Origin of the sequence: Streptomyces sp. Ag109_G2-15 (assembly GCF_900215565.1) — a bacterium.
Classification (GTDB): Bacteria; Actinomycetota; Actinomycetes; order Streptomycetales; family Streptomycetaceae; genus Streptomyces; species Streptomyces diastatochromogenes.
This window is the reverse complement of the sequence record NZ_OCNI01000001.1, coordinates 6,965,205-6,985,321: the sequence shown is the minus strand read 5'-3', so window position 1 is coordinate 6,985,321 and position 20,117 is coordinate 6,965,205. Positions and strand designations below refer to the sequence as shown.

Annotated in this window: 16 protein-coding genes; 11 read left to right on the top strand and 5 right to left on the bottom strand. The window is 71.1% G+C overall.

Annotation, left to right across the window (positions count from 1 at the left end; genetic code table 11):
* Positions 1-104 precede the first annotated feature (104 nt).
* The 3 genes from mhpD to dmpG are packed head-to-tail and all read left to right on the top strand — an operon-like array spanning position 105 to position 2,892.
* A complete protein-coding gene (mhpD, locus tag CRP49_RS31435) occupies positions 105-938 on the top strand; it encodes a 2-keto-4-pentenoate hydratase (RefSeq protein ID WP_097256385.1) in 834 nt (277 codons plus the stop codon).
* On the top strand, positions 935-1,876 hold the full coding sequence (locus tag CRP49_RS31430; RefSeq protein ID WP_097256384.1) for an acetaldehyde dehydrogenase (acetylating): 942 nt from the start codon (positions 935-937) through the stop codon (positions 1,874-1,876). Before mhpD ends, CRP49_RS31430 begins: the two co-directional genes overlap by 4 nt.
* Positions 1,873-2,892, top strand: coding sequence for a 4-hydroxy-2-oxovalerate aldolase (gene dmpG, locus CRP49_RS31425; protein ID WP_097256383.1), 1,020 nt, complete (start codon positions 1,873-1,875; stop codon positions 2,890-2,892). Before CRP49_RS31430 ends, dmpG begins: the two co-directional genes overlap by 4 nt.
* Before the next feature lie 62 nt (positions 2,893-2,954).
* Here dmpG and CRP49_RS31420 read toward each other — a convergent pair whose 3' ends face one another.
* From CRP49_RS31420 to CRP49_RS31410, 3 genes are all read right to left on the bottom strand, one after another.
* Complete coding sequence (locus CRP49_RS31420) at positions 2,955-4,001, bottom strand: amidohydrolase family protein (protein WP_097256382.1); 1,047 nt, start codon at positions 3,999-4,001, stop codon at positions 2,955-2,957.
* Positions 4,002-4,070: 69 nt separating this feature from the next.
* Entirely contained in the window at positions 4,071-4,859 is a 789-nt protein-coding gene (locus CRP49_RS31415) for a 2-keto-4-pentenoate hydratase (protein WP_097256381.1), read from the bottom strand.
* Positions 4,856-5,488, bottom strand: a complete 633-nt coding sequence (locus CRP49_RS31410) for a TetR/AcrR family transcriptional regulator (RefSeq protein WP_097256380.1) — start codon at positions 5,486-5,488, stop codon at positions 4,856-4,858. The genes CRP49_RS31415 and CRP49_RS31410 overlap by 4 nt, the downstream gene beginning before the upstream one ends.
* A 121-nt stretch (positions 5,489-5,609) precedes the next feature.
* On the opposite strand from CRP49_RS31410, the gene CRP49_RS31405 reads away from it, so the two are divergent.
* The 5 genes from CRP49_RS31405 (at position 5,610) to CRP49_RS31385 (ending at position 10,644) form a co-directional block, all read left to right on the top strand.
* Positions 5,610-7,217: a bifunctional 3-(3-hydroxy-phenyl)propionate/3-hydroxycinnamic acid hydroxylase gene (locus CRP49_RS31405; RefSeq protein WP_257033545.1), complete on the top strand. Its 1,608-nt coding sequence runs from the start codon at positions 5,610-5,612 to the stop codon at positions 7,215-7,217.
* 8 nt (positions 7,218-7,225) lie between these two features.
* Positions 7,226-8,098 carry an alpha/beta fold hydrolase gene (locus CRP49_RS31400; protein ID WP_097256379.1) on the top strand — a complete coding sequence of 291 codons (873 nt, stop codon included), beginning with the start codon at positions 7,226-7,228 and terminating at the stop codon, positions 8,096-8,098.
* Positions 8,095-9,099: a VOC family protein gene (locus CRP49_RS31395; protein WP_097256378.1), complete on the top strand. Its 1,005-nt coding sequence runs from the start codon at positions 8,095-8,097 to the stop codon at positions 9,097-9,099. The genes CRP49_RS31400 and CRP49_RS31395 overlap by 4 nt, the downstream gene beginning before the upstream one ends.
* Before the next feature lie 42 nt (positions 9,100-9,141).
* Positions 9,142-9,906 (top strand): strictosidine synthase, encoded by a 765-nt coding sequence (locus CRP49_RS31390; protein WP_097256377.1) that lies wholly within the window; start codon positions 9,142-9,144, stop codon positions 9,904-9,906.
* Positions 9,907-9,993: 87 nt separating this feature from the next.
* Positions 9,994-10,644, top strand: a complete 651-nt coding sequence (locus CRP49_RS31385; protein WP_097256376.1) for a TetR/AcrR family transcriptional regulator — start codon at positions 9,994-9,996, stop codon at positions 10,642-10,644.
* Here the strand turns inward: CRP49_RS31385 and CRP49_RS31380 are convergent, their stop codons facing one another.
* The gene (locus CRP49_RS31380; RefSeq protein WP_257033544.1) at positions 10,645-11,421 is read right to left on the bottom strand and encodes a DUF2993 domain-containing protein; all 777 of its coding nucleotides are present in this window, start codon (positions 11,419-11,421) and stop codon (positions 10,645-10,647) included.
* A 26-nt stretch (positions 11,422-11,447) separates the two neighbouring features.
* The gene (locus CRP49_RS31375) at positions 11,448-12,083 is read right to left on the bottom strand and encodes a TetR/AcrR family transcriptional regulator (RefSeq protein WP_257033543.1); all 636 of its coding nucleotides are present in this window, start codon (positions 12,081-12,083) and stop codon (positions 11,448-11,450) included.
* Between the two features lie 209 nt (positions 12,084-12,292).
* Between CRP49_RS31375 and CRP49_RS31370 the strand changes: the two genes are divergently transcribed.
* From CRP49_RS31370 to CRP49_RS31360, 3 genes are all read left to right on the top strand, one after another.
* A complete protein-coding gene (locus CRP49_RS31370; protein ID WP_097256375.1) occupies positions 12,293-13,900 on the top strand; it encodes an MFS transporter in 1,608 nt (535 codons plus the stop codon).
* A 332-nt stretch (positions 13,901-14,232) separates the two neighbouring features.
* Complete coding sequence (locus tag CRP49_RS31365; protein WP_097256374.1) at positions 14,233-16,818, top strand: Pls/PosA family non-ribosomal peptide synthetase; 2,586 nt, start codon at positions 14,233-14,235, stop codon at positions 16,816-16,818.
* 13 nt (positions 16,819-16,831) lie between these two features.
* Complete coding sequence (locus CRP49_RS31360; RefSeq protein ID WP_097256373.1) at positions 16,832-20,086, top strand: non-ribosomal peptide synthetase; 3,255 nt, start codon at positions 16,832-16,834, stop codon at positions 20,084-20,086.
* Positions 20,087-20,117: the final 31 nt, after the last annotated feature.

The window sequence follows — 20,117 nt, the reverse complement described above, 5'->3', positions numbered from 1 at the left end:
CAAAGTTTGGCCCAGTCGAGGGGTGCTGTCTAAAACGGTGTGCATACCGGGGGACGTAGGTCGTACGTCCGCCCGCTCCCCCACCGCTCCCCTGGAGGCAAACCGTGTCCACCGTGCCCGACCCCGTCCACCCGGACGCGCATCCACCGGCCGTGGTCAAGGCGGCCGATCTGCTGGAGGAGGCCGCCCGGACCCGGGCCGCCTGTCCGCCGGTGCGGACGCTGCTGGACGCCGGCGACCTCGATGCCGCGTACGCCGTGCAGCAGCTGAACGTCCGGCGGGGCCTGGACGCCGGCCGCCGTCTCGTCGGCCGGAAGATCGGTCTGACCTCGCCGGCCGTGCAGCGTCAACTCGGGGTGGACCAGCCCGACTTCGGCGCGCTGTTCGCGGACATGGCCGTACCGGACGGCGACGAGGTGCCCGCGGGGCGGCTGCTCCAGCCCAAGGTGGAGGCCGAGGTCGCCCTCGTGCTCGGCCGCGACCTGCCGCACCCCGCGTGCACGGTCGTCGACGTGCTGCGCGCGGTCGACTTCGCGCTGCCCGCCCTGGAGATCGTCGACAGCCGGGTGCGCGGCTGGGACATCTCCCTGGTCGACACCGTCGCCGACAACGCCTCCTGCGGCCTGTACGTGCTCGGCGGCACCCCCGTACCGCTCACCGGGATCGACCTGCGCACGGTCACGATGACCATGACCCGGGGCGGCACTGCCGTCTCCGCGGGCACCGGCGCCGACTGCCTCGGCAGCCCCCTCAACGCGGCCGTCTGGCTGGCCTCGGCGCTCGCGGAGCGGGGGGACCCGCTGCGGGCCGGCGATCTCGTCCTGACCGGCGCTCTGGGTCCGATGGCTCCGGCCGCGCCCGGCGATGTGTTCGAGGCACGTGTCTCGGGCCTGGGCTCGGTGCGCGTCGGGTTCGCGAAGGAAGGGGACGAGCAGTGAGCGGAAAGACGAAGGTCGCCGTCATCGGCTCCGGCAACATCGGCACCGACCTCATGATCAAGGTCCTGCGGCTGTCGGAGAGCCTGGACATCGTGGCGATGGCCGGGATCGACCCGGACTCCGACGGCCTGGCCCGCGCGCGCCGGCTGAAGGTCGCCACGACCCACGAGGGCGTCGAAGGGCTCGTGGCGCTGGACGAGTTCACCGACGTGGAGATCGTGTTCGACGCGACCTCGGCCGGGGCCCACCGCCACCATGACGAGATACTGCGCCCGTTGGGCCGTACCCTCGTCGACCTCACCCCGGCCGCCCTCGGCCCCTACGTCGTCCCGCCGGTCAACGGCGACGCCCATCTCGACGCCCCGAACGTCAACATGGTCACCTGCGGCGGCCAGGCCACCATCCCGGTCGTCGCCGCGGTGAACGCGGTCACCCGGGTCCACTACGGCGAGATCGTCGCCTCCATCGCCTCCCGCTCCGCCGGCCCCGGCACCCGGGCGAACATCGACGAGTTCACCGAGACCACCTCCTCCGCCGTCGAGCGGGTCGGCGGCGCCGCCCGCGGCAAGGCGATCATCGTCCTCAACCCGGCCGAACCCCCGCTGATCATGCGGGACACCGTGCACTGCCTGGTCTCCGACTGCGCCACCGAGGACGTCACCGCGTCGGTCGAGGAGATGATGGGCCGGGTGCAGGCGTACGTGCCCGGCTACCGGCTCAAGCAGAAGGTGCAGTTCGAGCGCGTGGCGGCCGACGACCCGCTGCGCACCCTCGCCCCCGGGACGGACGACGCCCTCAAGGTCTCCGTCTTCCTCGAGGTCGAGGGCGCCGCCCACTACCTCCCGGCCTACGCCGGAAACCTCGACATCATGACCTCGGCCGCCCTGCGCACCGCGGAACGCATGGCCGCCCGGCACGGCATGGAGGCCGCCAAGTGACCACGCTCTACGTGCAGGACGTGACCCTGCGGGACGGCATGCACGCCGTCCGGCACCGCTACACCGTCGACCAGGCCCGCGCCATCGCCGCCGCCCTGGACGCCGCCGGCGTGGCCGCCGTCGAGATCGCCCACGGGGACGGCCTGGCCGGCTCCAGCATCAACTACGGCGTCGGCGCCCACACCGACTGGGAGTGGATCGAGGCCGTCTGCGACGCCACCCGGCACGCCGTACCCACGACTCTGCTGCTGCCCGGCATCGGCACGGTCCACGACCTGAAGCAGGCGCACTCCCTGGGCATCCGCTCGGTGCGTATCGCCACCCACTGCACCGAGGCCGACATCTCCGCCCAGCACATCGCGGCAGCGCGGGAGTTGGGCATGGACGTCGCCGGGTTCCTGATGATGTCGCACCTGGCCGAACCGGCCGAACTGGCCCGCCAGGCCAAGCTGATGGAGTCGTACGGCGCCCACTGCGTCTACGTCACCGACTCCGGTGGCCGCCTCACCATGGACGGCGTCCGCGACCGCTTCCGCGCCTACCGCGAAGTACTCGACCCGGCCACGGAGTTGGGCATCCACGCCCACCACAACCTCGCCCTCGGCGTGGCCAACACGGTCGTCGCCGTCGAGAGCGGCGCCGTACGCGTCGACGCCTCCCTCGCCGGGCAGGGTGCGGGCGCGGGCAACTGCCCGCTGGAGGCGTTCGTCGCCGTCGCCGACCTGATGGGCTGGGAACACGGCTGCGACCTGTTCCCGCTGATGGACACCGCCGACGATCTCGTACGACCACTGCAGGACCGTGAGGTACGGGTCGACCGGGAGACGCTGAGCCTCGGCTACGCGGGCGTGTACTCCAGCTTCCTGCGCCACGCCGAGACCGCCGCGGCACGGTACGGCCTCGACACCCGCACCATCCTGGTCGAGGTCGGCCGGCGGGGCATGGTCGGCGGCCAGGAGGACATGATCACGGACGTCGCGCTGGACCTGCTGGCCCGCGCGGAGAGCACGTCCTGATCACCGAGCGGTGATGACGGTGAGGGTCCGGTGCGCGGGGGCGTACCGGACCCTCCGTGCTGTCAGCGGGTGCCGGGCTGGACGAGCTTGAAGAACGCGCGGGCGCCGGCCCGCTGGGCGGCCTGGCGCAGCCGTACCGGGGCCGGGCGGGCCGGGGTCGGGGCGGGGGCGCCGGCCAGGCGCGGGAACAGGGCTTCGGCGTTGGTGTGGTTGACGGCCACGAGGGTGGCGGGGTCGACGCCGGAGTCGAGGCCGTTGGCGAAGTACTGGCCGGCGGCGGTGGGGGCGAAGGGCCAGTCGCTGCCGAAGAGGATGTGGCCGGGCCGGGCGAAGGCGAGCAGGGTGGGCAGCGCGGCGGGGCTGGCGGACAGGGCGGTGTCGAAGTAGAAGCGGCGCAGGTCGTCCAGGATGTCCAGGGGGCTGCGGCCGGTGTCGGCGGCGATGGAGACGGCCATGCGGTGGGAGGCGTAGGGCACGAAGCCGCCCGCGTGGCTGAGGATGAAGCGAATGCGGGGGTACCGCCGGACGATGCCGTTGCGTACGAGGAGGTAGGCGGCCCGGGTGGTGTCGAGCAGGAAGTCCGCGGCGAACGGCGGGATGGCGTCCACGGCCGGTGCCGGCAGCTCGGCGGGGTGGACGAAGACGACGGCGCCGCGCTCGTCCAGGGTGCGCCACAGGGTGTCCTGGCCGTCCGTGCCCAGGTAGGTGCCCTGGTTGTTGGCGAGCAGGGTGACCCCGTCGGCACCCAGCTCGTCCAGGGCCCGCCGGGCCTCGGCGGCACTGGCGTCGACGTCGGGCATCGGCAGGGTGGCGAAGTGGCCGAAGCGGCCGGAGTGGTCGGCGGTGAGGGAGGCGCCGTAGTCGTTGAGCCGGCGCGCCAGGTCCGCGGCCTCGCCCGGATCGGTGAGGAAGCCGGTGCCGGGGGTGGAGACGGAGACGATTCCCGTGGCCGTGCCCAGCAGGTCCATCAGTTCCAGCGCGGCTTCGGGGCTCCACTCCGGAAGGACACGGCCGCCCGCCTCGGCGATGCCCGCCTTGGCCAGCAGGTCGCGGTAGAAGGGCGGAATGAGGTGCTGGTGGACGTCGATCCGGCGAGGTGAGGCGGACATGCGGTGACCTCTTGGCTTTCTCGGCGTGCGGATTTCGGGGAGCTTGAGGGTCTGGATTTCAGGGAGGCGTCAGACGAAGGTCACCGACACCGGACCGAGGCCGCTGAAGCGTGCCTCGACCGTGTGGCCCGCGCCGACGAAGGGGGCGGTGGTCATGGCTCCGGGCAGGATCAGCTGCCCGGGCTCCAGGGCCGTGCCGAAGCCGGCGAGCGTGTTGGCCAGCCAGGCGACCGCGGCGGCCGGATGGCCGAGCACCTCGCGGCCGCTGCCCGACGCCAGGCGCTCGCCGTCGAGGAGGAGGTCGACGGTGACGGAGGCGAGGTCGGGTGCCTTGCCGAGGGGTGTCCAGGGGCCGCAGACCAGCCCGCCGGAGCTGGCGTTGTCGGCGACCGTGTCCACCAGGGTGATGTTCCAGTCCAGGATGCGGCTGTCGACGATCTCCAGAGCCGGGGCGACGGCATCGGTGGCGGCCAGTACGTCCGCGCCGGTGACGCCGGGGCCGCGCAGGGGGCGGGAGAGCAGGAAGCAGATCTCCGGTTCGACACGCGGCCGGCAGTAGCGGCCGGCGAAGACCGCCGTACCGTCCCGGCGGACCATGTCGTCGAGCAGATGGCCGAAGTCGGGCTCGGTGACACCGAGGAGCCGCTGCATGGCGGCCGAGGTCAGGCCGACCTTGTGGCCGATGACGGTGGCCCCGTCGGCCTGGCGGCGGGCGATGTTGTCCCGCTGGACGGCATAGGCGTCGGCCGGGTCGAGGCCGGGCAGCAGGGCCGACAGCGGTGCGATCGGGGCCGCGTGGTACTCGGCGTGGCGCAACAGCGCGGCGGCCTCCGCGCGCTGTCGGGCCGTCAGGCTCATCCCCCGCTCCTCGCCGTCATGCGCAGCGCCGCCTCGTGGACGAGGCGTGCGTGCAGTTCGAACATCGCCACGAGGTCGAAGGCGTCACCGGCGATCTCCCGGTGGATGAACAGGCCGTCGGCGCCGGCGACGGCGTAGTCGGCGAGGGTGTGCGCGGCGTCCTCGTCCAGGTCCGGGGCGAGGATCCGGATCACCTCGCCGATCTTCCTGCGGGAGATCTCCCGTACCTGGAGGAACACGGTCCGGCCCCTGGGTTCGACGGGGCGCCGCTCCAGGGCGAGCATCAGGCCGAGGCGCAGGAAGTCCGGGGCGTCGACCAGCGCCTTCGCCACGTTCGCGGCCATGGCGGTGGCCCGCTCCAGTGGCGTACCGGTCTCCTCTCCCGGCAGCACGACGGCCGTGAGCCAGGTCTCGAAGCTCCGCTCGATGACCGCGGCGATCAGGTCGTCCTTGTCCTTGAAGTGCCAGTAGATGGAGCTGGCGGGCAGCCCGCACTTGGCGCTGACCGCCGCGATCGACGTGCCCTCGTAGCCACGCTCGCCGGCGATCTCCACGGCGGCGTCGAGGATCCGCAGCCGTGACTCCACCCCGTTGGCGCGTTTCTTGCGCGTGGTCTGCGGTCTGGTCATCGGTTGCCCTCCTGTCGTTACGGGCCTTGACCGTCTCTGACACCCAGCTTACCGTAGCGACTGTTCCAATTGGAATGGTCGCTACAGCAAGAGCCGACAGGAACGACAGTGAGGTGGCCTGGTGAGCCGGATCGATGCCAGGGACAGAGCCGAGGACAGTGCGCGCAGCCCGTACGACGTCGCGGTGATCGGATACGGACCGACGGGGGTGACCGCGGCCAACCTGCTGGGGGCCATGGGCCTCCGGGTCGTGGTGGTGGAACGCGACGCGGAGGTGTTCTCCCGCGCGCGGGCCATCTCCACCGACGAGGAGGTGCTGCGGATCTGGCAGCGCATCGGGCTGGCCGAACGGCTGAAGCGGGACATGCTGGCCGAGCGCCCCCTGGACTTCGTCGACGCGCACGGCCGGCCGTTCATCCGGGCGCGCCCCATCCCGCGCGGCCACGGCCACCCGCCGCAGATGTTCATCTACCAGCCCGCTCTGGAGCAGGTCCTGCGGGACGGGGTCGACCGGTACCCGAACGTGGAGGTGCTGCTGCGGCACGAGTGCGTGCGGCTGCGCCAGGAGGCGGACGGCGTCGAGCTGACCGTGGTCGGCGCCGACGACTCCGTACGACGGCTGCGCGCGGCCTACGTCATCGCGGCCGACGGCGGCTCCAGCCTCACCCGCGCCCAGCTGAACGTCGGCTACGAGGGGCGGACGTACGAGGACCGCTGGGTGGTCATCGACACCGAGATGCTCAAGCCCTGGCCGGACCACGACAAGCTGCGCTTCCGCTGCGATCCGGCCCGGCCGGCCGTGGACTGCCCCACCCCGCTCGGGCACCACCGCTGGGAGTTCCCGATCCTGCCCGGCGACGACGAGAAGCACCTGACCACCGACGACGCGATCTACGCGATGGTGTCCCGGTACGGGATCGGCCGGGACCAGATCAAGATCCTGCGCGCCACCGTCTACAGCCATCACGTCCGCTTCGCCGCCCGCTTCCGGGTGGGGCGCGTCTTCCTGGCCGGTGACGCGGCCCACGCCATGCCGCCGTGGATCGGGCAGGGCATGGCCGCGGGGGTGCGCGACGTGGCCAACCTGTGCTGGAAGCTCGACGCGGTCCTGCGGGGCGAGCTGCCCGGGATGGCGCTCGACAGCTACGAGGCCGAGCGGAAGCCGCACGTCAAGGAGGTCACCCGGCGGGCGGTGTTCGTCGGGCGGATCATCACCGAACGGCGGCTGCCGGTCACCCGGATCCGGGACACCGCGCTGCGGACCGTCGACCGCGTACCGGGCTTCGGCAACTGGCTGCAGGACTCCCATTGGATACCCGTCGCCCACTACGCCGAGGGCCTGCAGGCCCGGCCGCGCACCAAGGCGTCCGGGCACCAGCTGCCCCAGCCCTGGGTGACCGCCGCCGACGGCAGCCGCGTCCGCCTCGACGACGTGCTCGGCGGCCGGTGGCTGCTCCTGAACGGCGGCCTCCCCGTGCCCCAGCCCGGGTGGAAGCGCCCCGGCGTCCCTTCGCTCACCGTCACGCCGGGCGGGTCGCGCCCGGCCGAGGGCACGGTCGTCGACAGCGACGGCGTGCTGCTGCCCTGGATGGCCGAGCGTCGGGTGACCACCCTCGCCCTGCGCCCCGACGCCTACGTCTACGCCGCGGCACCCGCGGGCGCCCAACTGCCGCCGCCCCCGGCGGGATTCGCCCCCGCTCCGCGCCCGAGCACCTCGATCGCCCAGTGAGGACCAGCATGACCACACACACCCAGCCACCCTCGATGCAGGAGTCGCTGATCGACGTCGCGGGCAAGAAGATCTTCGTGGCGGAGACCGGCGACGGACCGCCCCTCCTGCTGCTGCACGGCGGCGGCCCCGGTGCCTCCGGTGTCTCCAACTACGCCCGGAACATCGCCGCGTTGGCGAAGGAGTACCGGGTCATCGTCCCCGACCTGCCCGGCTACGGCCGCAGCACCAAAGGCATGGACGGCGCCGACCCGTTCGGCTACCTCGCCGACGGCATCCGCGGCCTGATCGACGAACTCGGCCTGGACAAGACCCACTTGGTCGGGAACTCCTACGGCGGCGCCTGCGCCCTGCGCCTCGCGCTGGACACCCCCGACCGGGTCGAGCGCATGGTGCTGATGGGCCCCGGCGGCATCGGCACCACCCGCGCCCTGCCCACCCCGGGCCTCAACAGCCTGCTCAACTACTACTCCGGGGACGGCCCTTCACGGCCGAAGCTGGAGAAGTTCATCCGCACCTACCTCGTCTTCAACGCCGCCGACGTGCCGGACAGCGTCATCGACGCCCGCTACCGGGACAGCATCGACCCTGAGGTCGTCGCGGCCCCGCCACTGCGCCGCCCGTCCGGCCCGGACGCCCTGCGCACCCTGTGGAAGATGGACTTCACCCGCGACGACCGCCTGTCCAGGCTGCCCGTGCCCACCCTGGTGCTGTGGGGCGCGGCGGACAAGGTCAACCGGCCGAGCGGCGGCCGGATGCTGGCCGAGCGGCTGCCCAACTGCGATCTGTACGTGGCCGCCAACACGGGCCACTGGGTGCAGTTCGAGCGCGCTGAGCTGTTCAACCGGCTGTGCGCCGACTTCCTGGCGGGCCGCCGATGAACACCGCCTCCGTCTTCGGCGCCGTCCACCTCGGCTACATCGTCATCGAGACCAACCGCTTCGCCGACTGGCGCCGCTTCGGCACCGACGCCATCGGCATGCACCGTGACGACCTCGACACCGGATGCGTGCGCTTCCGCCTGGACGACCAGGAGTGCCGCTTCCTGCTGCGGCGCGGCCCCGCCGAGGACGTCGTGGCGACCGGCTGGCACATCGACGACCACAGCAGCTTCGAGCGGATCGAGGCGCGCATCCGTGCCCACGGTGTCCCCGTTCTCGAAGGCACCGAAGAAGAGGCGGAGTTGCGCGGCGTGGAACGCCTGCTGCGCTTCCCCGGCCCCAAGGGCATCACCCAGGAGATCTACACCACCGCGCTGAAGTCGGCGCAGCCCCTGCGGATGCTCGCGTCCGGGTTCGTCACCGGCGACGCGGGCATGGGCCACGTCGCCATCACCTCAGCCAGACCCGCCCTGATGCGCGGCTACTTCAACACGGTCTTCGAGGCCCGCCTCACCGACTACATCGACGAGACCATCAGCGGCGTCAAGCTCAAGATCCGGTTCCTGCGCGTCAACGAACGCCACCACTCGATCGCGATCGCCGCCGTCCGCGGCCTGCCCATCGACCCGGTCCGCACGCGCGTACAGCATCTCAACATCCAGGCCGCGTCCCTCGACGACCTGGCGCAGAGCTACCGGCGCGTGCACGAACTCGGCTTCGACATGGCCCTGTCCGTGGGTCAGCACACCAACGACAAGGAGCTGTCGTACTACGCCCGCACGCCCTCGGGCTTCGAGTGGGAGGTCGGCTGGAACCCGATCGTCATCGACGAGAGCACCTGGCAGCCCTCCACCCACCAGGGCATCAGCATCTGGGGCCACACGCCCGTCGGCCGGACGATCATCGACAAACTCGACCAGTTCCGGCTCGGCGCCCGCTCCCTGGGCCGCCCGGAGATCGCCGTCCCGGCGCTCAGCGGTGCCGGCATCCCCGACGACTGACAGCCGGCAACGGGCAGAGAACACGCGACCGATGGAGCACGCATGACCCCCGAGCCGACCATGTCCGGGATCTTCCCGGTCTGGCTCCGCGAGGACCTGACGAGGGCAGCCGCTCTCCAGTACTGGAAAGAGCCGCACGCGCGGATCGTGTCGCAGCTGCCGGGCCTCGTCGAATACCGCCAGCACCACTTCTCGCCCACGGATCACGGCTACTGGCCGTCGTCCCCCACGGTGGGCACCGCCGTTCCCGCGACCTGGCGCTGCGACGGTATCGCCGAAGCCCGCATGACCGGCGTGGCCGCCGTCCTCACCGCCCCCGTCCACATGCGGGAGGTCTATCTCGACGAACAGAACGTCTTCGCCCGGGTGCTCGGCAACCTCACCGGCCCCCGGGGAGGCCGCTGGTGGACCGACGGCCATGACCCGGGCGTCGGCCACCGCACGGTGCTGCTGCTGCGCCGGCGTCGCGGAGTGAGCCGCCGCGCGTTCCACCGGTACGTCCACCACCGCATCGGTCCCGCGCTCCATCAGGCCGGTGCAGGCGATCTGCGCACGTACGCCTTCCTGCGCTGGTCCCCGCTCGCGCACCCCACACCCGGCGTCTCGCACGACAACCCGCCGTTCCGGCGCTACCACGGATGCGTCGTGCTCGGAACCGCCGACCGCGCGGCCGTGGACGACATCCTGGCGTCCACGGCCGTCGCCGGCCTGGTCGCCGACCAGCACACGGTCATGACGGCCGTCCACGCCTTCGCCGTCGAGCACACCGAGCCGGTCATCGGCAGGGATCCACGGCTCGGTACCTGACCTGCCCGTCCCGACCGGGCAGGTGCTTTCGGCCATGGCAGGATGAGTCGCCGTAAGTGCACCGCTGTCAGTCCGTGAGGTTGTGTCGTGGCATCGAAGCCCGTGGTCCGCGCCCCGATCCGGAGCAACGCCCGGTCCAACCGGGCCCGGATCCTGGCCACCGCCCGGCAGGAACTGGGCCGGAACCCCGATGCCACCCTGGAGGAGATCGCCCGGGCCGCGGGCGTGGTGCGCCGTACGGTGTTCGGGCACTTCCCCGGGCGCGCGGCCCTGGTCGAGGCGCTCGCCGAGGAGGCCGCCGAGGCCCTGCAGGCCGCCGTCGCACGGCAGCCCGGCGCGGCGGAGCCGCCCGAGCGCGCGCTGGCCCGCTTCGTCCTCGCGATCTGGCCCGTGGGCGACCGCTACCGCCTGCTGCTGGCGCTGGCCCGTCAGGACCTGGGCATGGAGCGGGTGTCCGAGGTGCTGTCCCCGGCCCGCGAGGAGGCCGCGGTCATCCTGGAGCACGGACAGCGGCAGGGCGTCTTCCACGACCACCTGCCGCCGGCCGTGCTGAACGCCGGCCTGGAGGCCCTGACCCTGTCCCTGCTGGAGAGCGTCAACGCGGGGGCGTGGGAGGACGACGGCACCCGGTCGGCTGTCGCCACGCTGGTCGCGGCGGGCGTACCGGAGCGGCAGGCGGTCGACGTGGTCGAGGCGGTCGCCGCGGAGGTACGCGACGAGGGCTCCGACGAGGGTTAGTCACGCTTGCGAGGCGTCCGGTCGGAAGGTGACCGTGCGACCGGTGAAGCGCGCGGCGACACCGCTCGCCGTCGGCGTGAGAGACCGCAGGTGGAGGCCCTCGGGGATGTTCCGCAGCGGGATCGGGGCCGCGAAGATCCTGTCGAGCAGGGCCTTCGCCGGGCCGGGCAGGACTCCCTCGGCGACACGGAAGTCCGTGAACGCGATGCGGTTGCCTGAGACCGCCGAGACGGCCGTGCTCACGGTGGCCTGACCGCCCAGGGGGAGGGCGACGGTCGCCCGGACCCGGCCCGGCTCGGAGTCCGGGGAGAGTCGCAGGCCGAGCGCGTCGGACAGGTCCTCGTACGAGAGGAACGCGGTCGCCTCCACGGCGCGCGCATGGGCCTCGTCGGCGTCGCCGGAGGTCTTCAGGTCGTCGATGCCGAGGGTGAGTCGGGTGATCGGCAGGGGCCGCGTCGAGCCGTGCGCGGGGATGTCGTGGGCGGTGATGTCCACGTGCCGCAGGGTGCCGGAGGCCAGCTGGGTGAGTACCGGGAAGCCGCTGACGTGCACCGAGGGGCGGTTCGGGGTGTCCATGCCGTCCTGGAACGCCCTGGCCGTACGACTCTCCACGCGGCCCGCGACGAACCGGTCGGCCGTGACGCCGGTCAGGACCAGTGCCGCCAGGGACGCGGTGGCGACGATCACGATCCTGCGGCGGCGCCCGGGGGGCGGGGGGCTGATGTACACGGAGCCGTCGCCATAGGCGGGTTGGGTGTCGTACGAGGACTGGGACACGGGTTTCCTCCAGGGGATGAGGGCGCTCAGGCGCCGATGGGCTCGGGCTGACGGAGCCGGTCGACGTGCGCTGCGGCGAGGTCACGGTCGACTCCCACGGCGATGAGGGCGGCGGCCGCGGTGTGCGTGCCGTCGTCGGACCACGTGCCGTTGTTGACGCAGTCGAGCAGCGCCAGGACGTAGGCCTCCAGGGCGCGGCTGAGCGCGGTCTCCGGAACGTCGGTGTGAAAGACGCCCTGCCGCTGACCCGCGGCGATGATCGCGGTCGCGGTGGCGCGGGCGGGGCCGAGGACGCAGTCCACGTGTTCGGGGGCCAGGTCCTGGGGGGCGAGGCGCAGCAGCATGCGGTAGCGGTCGCCGATCGGCCAGAGCGTCAGCACGAAGCGCGCCAGGGCGGTGACCGCGTCCGGTATCGGGAGCGCGATCCCGTTGAGCGCGTCCCGCAGCGCCTTCGCCGCGTCCTCGACGAGCCCCTCGACGAGCGCGGACCGGCCGCCGAAGTGCCCGTAGACGGTACGCCGGGCCACGCCGGCGGCCTCGGCGATGTCGCCCAGGCTGCTCTCGGGGTCCCGCCCCAGCTGCTGTCGGGCCGCTTCCAGGATGCGGGTTCTCGTGGTGAGCGTCCGGCGTCGGTGGCCGGACAGGTCGGGTCGGTCGATCACGTCGGGACCTCCGGTCGGCGGGGGGCATCGCCCTATTGCACATCGTTGGGCAAGTAATACTTGCACATGGACGAGCAACAAACTAGTCTGCACATCGTTGGGCAATTAACTGCCCCACAGTGCCCACAGTGCCCGGGGTCGCACCCCGCACCCCGCACCGCTTCTGCCACCCCACCCCGAGGCTGCCGCTTCACCCCTAGGAGTTTGTGATGCCGCTCTTCGCCCAGACACCGGTCGAGAAGATGACCGGGCCCTATCCCCGGCGCTGGTTCGCGCTGGTCGTGCTGTGCCTGAGTCTGCTGATCGTGGTCATGGCCAACACGTCCCTGATCGTGGCCGCCCCCGACATGACCAAGGACCTGCAGCTCAGCAGCAGCGACCTGCAGTGGGTCATCGACGGCTACACCGTCCCCTACGCCGCGCTGATGCTCGTACTCGGCTCGATCGGCGACAAGTACAGCCGCCGGGGCGCCCTCGTCACGGGCCTGCTGATCTTCGCGGGCGGCTCGGTGATGGGCAGCCAGGTCGACCAGACCGACCTGGTCATCTCCGCCCGAGCGATCATGGGCGTCGGCGCGGCCGTGGTCATGCCGGCCACGCTCTCCCTGCTGGTGGCGATCTTCCCGAAGCGGGAGCGGGCCCGCGCCATCACCGCCTGGACGGCCACCTCGGGCCTCGCCATCGCCGTCGGCCCGCTGGTCGCCGGATGGCTGCTGCGGGACCACGCGTGGGGCTCGACCTTCCTGATCAACGTGCCGATCGCCGTCGTCGCCGTCGTCGGCGCGCTCGTGCTGGTGCCGCCGTCGAAGGCGGCGGGCATGGGCGGGATCGACTACGTGGGCGGTCTGCTGTCGATGGTCTCCGTCGGCTCCCTGGTGTACGCCATCATCGAGGGCCCGCACTTCGGCTGGGGCACCGGTCCCGTCACCGCGGCCGTGGTCGCCGGTCTGGGCTTCGTGGCCTTCACCGTGTGGGAGCTGAAGCACCCGAGCCCGATGCTGGACGTCCGCAAGTTCCGGCTGCGTCCCTTCAGCGGCTCGATGATCGCGGTTCTGTTCTTCTTCTTCGGCGCCTTCGGATCGATCTACTACTCCACGCAGTTCCTGCAGTTCGTCCTCGGTTACGACGCGCTGGAGACCGGTGTGCGCCTGCTGCCGCTGGCCGGTGCGGTCTTCGTCGGCGCCGCGGTGACCGGCCGGCTGACCCCGAAGCTCGGAGTGAAGGCCATGGTCGTGCCCGGCATGGTCATCGGCACCGTGGCCGTGTTCCTGCTCACCCGGATCGACCAGGGCTCGGCGTACACCGACTTCCTGCCCTCGCTGCTGCTGCTCGGCTTCGCAATCGGGCTGAGCGTCTCCCCCGCCACCGACACGATCATGGGCTCCTTCCCCGAGTCCGAACTGGGTGTCGGCGGCGGCGCCAACGACACCTCCCTGGAGCTGGGCGGCTCCCTCGGCATCGCCATCCTGGGCTCGCTGCTGGGCACCGCCTACAAGGACAAGCTGGGCGACCTGGTCGGCGGCCATCTCCCGGCCGCCGCGCTGGACAGCGCCAAGGAGTCCGTGGGGGCCGGCCTCGCGGTCGCCGGCCAGGTCGCGAAGAGCCCGTCCGGCGGCCCTCAGCAGGCCCAGGCCCTGGTGGACGCGGTGCACGAGTCCTTCGCCCACGGTGTCGCCCAGACCAGCCTCGTCGGCGGGATCATCATGACCGCCGGCGCCATGATCGTCCTGGCCGTCCTGCCCGGCCGTAAATCCGGCGCCGAGCACCGCCAGGAGAAGGCCGTGGAGGCCGAGAAGGAGCGCGCGGACGTCGCCTGACGCTTCACCCTCAGACGGACCGTGTCCTGAGCGGCACACGGTCCGGGACGGTGCCGGGAGGGGACGCCCGGCACCGTCCCTTTTTCCGCGTCTTTTCCGCGTCCGGAAGTCGGCGCCGGCAGCTTGTCCGGCCCTTCGGGAACGGCCTCCATTCGGGTGATCCGTAATGCGCCCCCGTGCTGCGGGGAGCCAGGGAACACGGGGCCATCGGGCATTCCGCGCTCGAACGGTGGTCGATTCGAAGTGGCAACCTCACGGTGGCCGACCGAAACTGAACCCGGCGGTTCGTGATCAGCAAGCACCCGCCCGATCCAGACGTTCCGGGAGATCGCATGGTGGAGCAGTCCTCAGAGGTCCATATATCCGGGCCGGACGAAGCAGTCGCCGCCAGGCAGAGCGGTTCCGGCCCGACGAGGACAGATACCGAGAAAAGGCTCGCGGGAATACTGGCCGACGTCTCGTGCGTCGAACAGGTTCCGCTCGACAGCCACTTCTTCACCGATCTCGGTGCCAATTCCTTGGTGATGGCCCAGTTCTGTGCGCGGGTCAGGAAAATACCGGATCTGCCGTCGGCGTCCATGAAGGACATCTACCGGCACCCCACGATCCGGAGCCTGACCGCGGCTCTCGCGGAAGCCACTCCCGCTCCCGCCGCTTCATCGCAACCGACGCCACCGCCGGCACAGCCGACAACGACGGCGACGCGCAGACCGAACCATGTGCTCTGCGGGGCGTTCCAGCTGCTGATTTTCCTGGGATACTCCCTGGTCGCCGGCTTTGTCACCGCCCGGGGCTACGAGTGGATTGCCGCCGGCTCGGGCCTGGTCCACATCTATCTGCGGTCCCTGTTCTTCGGGGGCATCGGGTTCGTGGCCCTGTGCATGTTCCCGGTCTTCGCCAAATGGATCCTCATAGGCCGCTGGAAACAGACGGAAATCCCTGTCTGGAGTCTCGCCTATCTGCGCTTCTGGTTCGTGAAGGTGCTGCTCCACGGCAATCCGATGATTCTCTTCGCCGGCAATCCGCTGTACGTGCTCTACCTTCGGGCACTCGGCGCGCGCATCGGCAAGGGAGTCACGATCCTCTCCCACTCCGTCCCGGTCTGCACCGACCTGCTCACGATCGGCGACGGTGCGGTGATCCGCAAGGAGTCGTTCTTCCTCGGCTACCGGGCCCACGCCGGTCGTATCCAGACCGGCCGGGTCACACTCGGCCGGGACGTGTTCATCGGGGAGAAGACCGTCCTCGACATCGACACGTCGATGGGCGACGGAGCCCAACTGGGGCACTCGTCCGCCCTGTACCGCGGCCAGGCGGTCCCGGACGGCGAGCACTGGCACGGGACCCCGGCCCTGCCCACGGAGATCGACTACATCAGGGTCGCGCCGGCGAAGTGCGGCACTTTGCGCCGGACCTGGTTCGGCCTCGTCAGCCTGCTCCAGCTGTTCTTCCTGTACATACCGCTGGCCGTCGGCGGGCTGTACATGCTGTTCAACGCGATCCCGGCGATCGGCAAGCGACTCGGCCCGGACACGACCTCACTCACGTGGGCGGAACTGATCTCCGACTCGCTGTCCCTGTCCCTCGCCCTGTTCCTCGGCTTCCTGGTCCTGGGCCTCGCCGCCCTGTTCACCGTTCCGCGTCTGGTGAGTCTGGCCGTCAAGCCCGACCGGGTCTATCCGCTCTACGGATTCCAGTACGCGCTGCACCAGGCAACGTCGCGCATGACGAACATCAAGTTCTTCAAGTGGCTCTTCGGTGACAGCTCCTACATCGTGTACTACCTTCACGCCCTCGGATACGACCTGTCCCGCGTCGAGCAGACCGGGTCGAACTTCGGTACCGAGGTGCAGCACGAGACCCCGTATCTGGTCTCCGTCGGCAGCGGCACGATGGTGGCCGACGGGCTCTCCATCGTGAACGCGGACTTCTCCAGTACGTCGTTCCGGGTGTCCCGGGCATCGATCGGACCGCACAACTTCCTCGGGAACAACATCGCCTATCCCACGGGCGGCAGGACAGGTGACAACTGCCTGCTCGCGACGAAGGTGATGATTCCCCTCGACGGTGAGGTCCGCGAAGGCGTAGGGCTCCTCGGCTCGCCCTGCTTCGAGATTCCCCGGTCGGTGGAGCGCGACTCACGGTTCGACGACCTCAGGACCGGAGAGACGTTCCATGGCCGTCTCGCCGCGAAGAACCGCTACAACCTCCGCTCGATGGTCCTCCATCTGTTCGTGAGATGGCTGCACACCTTTGTGCTCACGGCATTCGGGCTCGCGTCCGTCGACCTCTACGGCGTGCTCGGCCACGTGGTGATCGCCACCTATCTGGCACTCACGCTCGGGTTCTCCACCCTCTACTACGTCCTGCTGGAGCGCTGCATCACCAGGTTCCGTGCGCTGCGCCCCCAGTTGTGCTCCATTTACGACCCCTACTTCTGGTGGCACGAGCGCCTGTGGAAGGTGCCGGACCAGTACCTCAACATCTTCAACGGAACCCCGTTCAAGAGCCTGGTCTGGCGGCTGCTGGGCGTACGCATCGGCAGCAGGGTGTTGGACGACGGCTGCTACCTGACGGAGCGGTCCCTCACCACCATCGGCGACGACTGCACCCTCAACGCCGGGAGCAAGATCCAGTGCCACTCGCAGGAGGACGGCACCTTCAAGTCCGACGGCACCACGCTCGGCGCCGGCTGCACGCTGGGCGTCGGCGCCCATGTGCACTACGGCGTGACGATGGGCGACGGCGCCGTGCTGGCACCCGACTCCTTCCTCATGAAGGGCGAGGAGGTCCCCGCACGCGCACGGTGGGGCGGCAATCCCGCCGTGGACATGCCCGATGCCGCCGAACAGCTCAGCGGCAGCGACCGGACGACATCACCCTCTTCGGCCGACGCCTCTGCGGCGACCCTGAGTTGAGGAAGGCCATTCGATGGAAACCCACCTGGAAGCGGACCGGGAGTTCTGGAGCCGCGTGCTGACCGCCGGCGGTACCACCACGGTGCCACGCTGGGTTCGGGAGCCGGTTCCCGGAGCGGCCGAGCACGAGGTGTCGGTGCCGGACGACGTGGCGGACGCGGCCCGTGGGCTGGTGCGGCAGCTGGGCGTACCGGTCAGCGCGCTGCTGCTGGCCGCGCACGCCAAGGTGCTGGCCGCGCTGTCCGGCGAGCAGGACGTGGTGACGGGGTACGCCGCCGGGGTGCGGGGCGAGCCGCTGCCCTGCCGGCTGACGGTTCCCCCCGGGGCCTGGCGCGCACTGGTGGCGGCCGCTCAGCACGCCGAGGCGGAGCTGTTGGCGCACCGGGAGTTCCCGGTGGACGACCTGCGCCGGGAGCTGGAGGTGGCACAGCCGTCGTACGAGGTCGTGTTCGGTCCCCGGGGCGGGGCCGAGAACACGGTGGCCGACGACGGTGTCCTGCACGTGCACTGGTCCGACCGGGACGGGCGGCTGAGGCTGCGGCTCCGGTACCGTACCGACGTCCTGGACGCCACGAGTGCGGCCCGGATCGGCGGCTATCACCTGACGGCGCTGCGGCTGATGACGGCCGACGTGGACGCCGAGCACGCACGGCAGAGTCTGCTGTCCGCCGACGAAGTGCAGGAACAGCTGGAAGGGCTGGCCGGGCCCCGCCGGGTGCTGCCCGACGCGCGGGCGCACGAACTGTTCGAGCAGCGGGTACGGGCGCATCCGGAAGCGGTGGCGGCCGTGTACGGCGAGCAGCAGTGGACGTACGGAGAACTCAACGCGCGCGCGAACCGGTTGGCGCGGGCGCTGCTGGCGCGGGGGCTGGGCCGGGAAGACGTGGTGGCCGTGGTCACCGAACGCCATCTCGACTGGATGGCCGCGACCTTGGCGGTGTTCAAGGCGGGCGGCGCCTACCTGCCGATCGAGCCGCACTTTCCCGCCGACCGTGTCGCGGCGACGCTGTCGCGCGCGGGGTGCCGGCTGGTCCTGACCGAGTCCGGCAGCGCCCACACGCTCGACCAGGCCCTGGCCACCCTGCCCGGGGTCGAGAAGCTGCTGATCGAGGGGGCGTACGCGGAAGGGCACGCCGACGGTGACGTCGGAGTGCGGGTCGACGCCGGCCAGCTGGCCTACATCTACTTCACGTCCGGCTCCACCGGCGAGCCGAAGGGGGCGATGTGCGAGCACGCGGGCATGCTCAACCATCTCCACGCCAAGATCGACGACTTGGGGATCGGCGAGGGCAGTGTGGTGGCGCAGACCGCCCCGCAGTGCTTCGACATCTCGCTGTGGCAGCTGGTGTCCTCGCTGCTGGTGGGCGGGCGGACGCTGCTGGTCGGCCAGGACGTGATCGTGGACGTGGAGCGGTTCGTGGACACGCTGGTCCGCGGCCGGGCCGGTGTGGCGCAGGTCGTGCCCTCCTATCTGGAGGTCGTGGTCTCGTATCTGGAGCGGCACCCGCGCGCGTTGCCGGACCTGCGCTGTGTGTCGGTGACCGGTGAGGCGCTGAAACGGGAGCTGGTCCAGCGGTGGTTCGCGATCCAGCCGGGGATCAGGCTGGTCAACGCCTATGGACTGACCGAGACTTCGGACGACACCAATCACGAGGTCATGGACGCGGTCCCGGAGCGCGTTCTGCTGGGGCGTGCGGTCAACAACGTGCACGTCCATGTCGTGGACGAGCATCTGTCGTTGGTGCCGCTGGGCGCCCCGGGGCTGATCGCCTTCTCCGGTGTCTGCGTGGGCCGTGGGTACGTCAACGATCCCGAGCGGACCCGTGAGGCCTATCGCGAGGACCCGTTCCGTCCCGGTGAGCGGCTCTACCTCGGGGGTGACTGGGGGCGCTGGCACCCGGGCGGCAAGCTGGAGTTCCTCGGCCGCCGGGACAACCAGGTCAAGATCCGCGGCTTCCGTATCGAGATCGGCGAGATCGAGAACGCCCTGCTGCGGGTGGCCGGGGTGCGGGACGGTGCGGTGGTCGTCGCCGAGCGGGCCGGCCGGAGCAAGCATCTGATCGCCTTCTACACGGGCCGGCGCCTGGACGCGGACCGGCTGCGCGAGGCGCTGGGTGCGGTACTGCCCGGCTACATGATCCCCTCGGCCTTCCACTGGCAGGCCGGCCTGCCGCTGACCGCAAACGGCAAGATCGACCGGAAGGCGCTCACCGCCCTGGCCACGCAGCCGGAACCCTCCGTGGCCGGCGCGGACGAGAGCGTCCCGCTCACCCCGACCGAGCGGAGGCTGGCGGCCGCCTGGGCGGATCTGCTGGGCGTCCCCGAGCACCGGATCGGCCGCGAGGACCACTTCTTCGACGCCGGGGGCACCTCCCTGACGGCGGTCAAACTCACCATCGCGCTGGACCGCGCGGTGTCCCTCAAGGACATCACCCGGCACCCGGTACTCGCCGACCTGGCCGCCCTCCTCGACGGCACGCCCCGGCCCCACCCGGAGCTGCTCCAGCCGCTGTCGGCAGCGGGCGGTGCGCCTCGGTGCGCGCTGGTGTGCTTCCCCTACGCGGGCGGCAACGCGGTCAACTACCAGCCGATGGCGAGCGCGTTGGCGGGCCACGGCATGGCGGTCCTCGCGGTGGACCTGCCCGGTCACGACCTGGCGTCCCACCCCGAGCCGTTCGCGTCGATCGCGCAGGTGGCGGAGCGGGTCGCCGCCGAGATCACCGCGCGCGGCCTGGCCCGGGTCGTGCTCTGGGGCCACTCGTCGGGCACCGCACCGGCGTTGGAGACGGCCAGGAGACTCCAGGAGCAGGGTGTGGAGGTACCGCGCGTGTTCCTCGGCGCGCAGTTGCTCGGCACCGCCGCCGACCGGCACGCCGCCGTCGGCGAACTGACGAGCCGGAGCAACGCGGAGATCGCCGCGCGGCTGACCTCGGACAGCGGCTACACGGAACTCGCGGAACTGAACGCTCAGCACGCCGAGCACATCGGTGCCGCCTACCGGCACGACTGTGTGTCCGCGCACCGCTATTTCTGCGCCGCGCTGGACGGGCCGCCGCCGGTGAAGCTGTCCGCGCCGGTCTCGGTGGTCGTCGCCGCCGACGATCCGCACACGGCCGGCCACGCCCACCACTACCGGGACTGGCTGCTCCTGGCCGAGCACGTGGACCTGCACGAGCTGGCCGACGGCGGCCACTACTTCACGCGCACCCGTCCGGCCGAGGCAGCACGGGCCGTCCTGGGTGTCGTGGCGCCGCTGGCCTCCAACTGAGCCGCGCAGCGCCTCAAGACGGGCAACCGAA

Excerpts from the sequence above, each read along its gene's own strand:
- CRP49_RS31420 (WP_097256382.1), bottom strand. The coding sequence starts at position 4,001 with ATGTCCGCCTCACCTCGCCGGATCGACGTCCACCAGCACCTCATTCCG.
- CRP49_RS31415 (WP_097256381.1), bottom strand. The coding sequence starts at position 4,859 with ATGAGCCTGACGGCCCGACAGCGCGCGGAGGCCGCCGCGCTGTTGCGC.
- CRP49_RS31410 (WP_097256380.1), bottom strand. The coding sequence starts at position 5,488 with ATGACCAGACCGCAGACCACGCGCAAGAAACGCGCCAACGGGGTGGAG.
- CRP49_RS31400 (WP_097256379.1), top strand. The coding sequence starts at position 7,226 with ATGACCACACACACCCAGCCACCCTCGATGCAGGAGTCGCTGATCGAC.
- CRP49_RS31395 (WP_097256378.1), top strand. The coding sequence starts at position 8,095 with ATGAACACCGCCTCCGTCTTCGGCGCCGTCCACCTCGGCTACATCGTC.
- CRP49_RS31390 (WP_097256377.1), top strand. The coding sequence starts at position 9,142 with ATGACCCCCGAGCCGACCATGTCCGGGATCTTCCCGGTCTGGCTCCGC.
- CRP49_RS31370 (WP_097256375.1), top strand. The coding sequence starts at position 12,293 with ATGCCGCTCTTCGCCCAGACACCGGTCGAGAAGATGACCGGGCCCTAT.
- CRP49_RS31365 (WP_097256374.1), top strand. The coding sequence starts at position 14,233 with ATGGTGGAGCAGTCCTCAGAGGTCCATATATCCGGGCCGGACGAAGCA.
- CRP49_RS31360 (WP_097256373.1), top strand. The coding sequence starts at position 16,832 with ATGGAAACCCACCTGGAAGCGGACCGGGAGTTCTGGAGCCGCGTGCTG.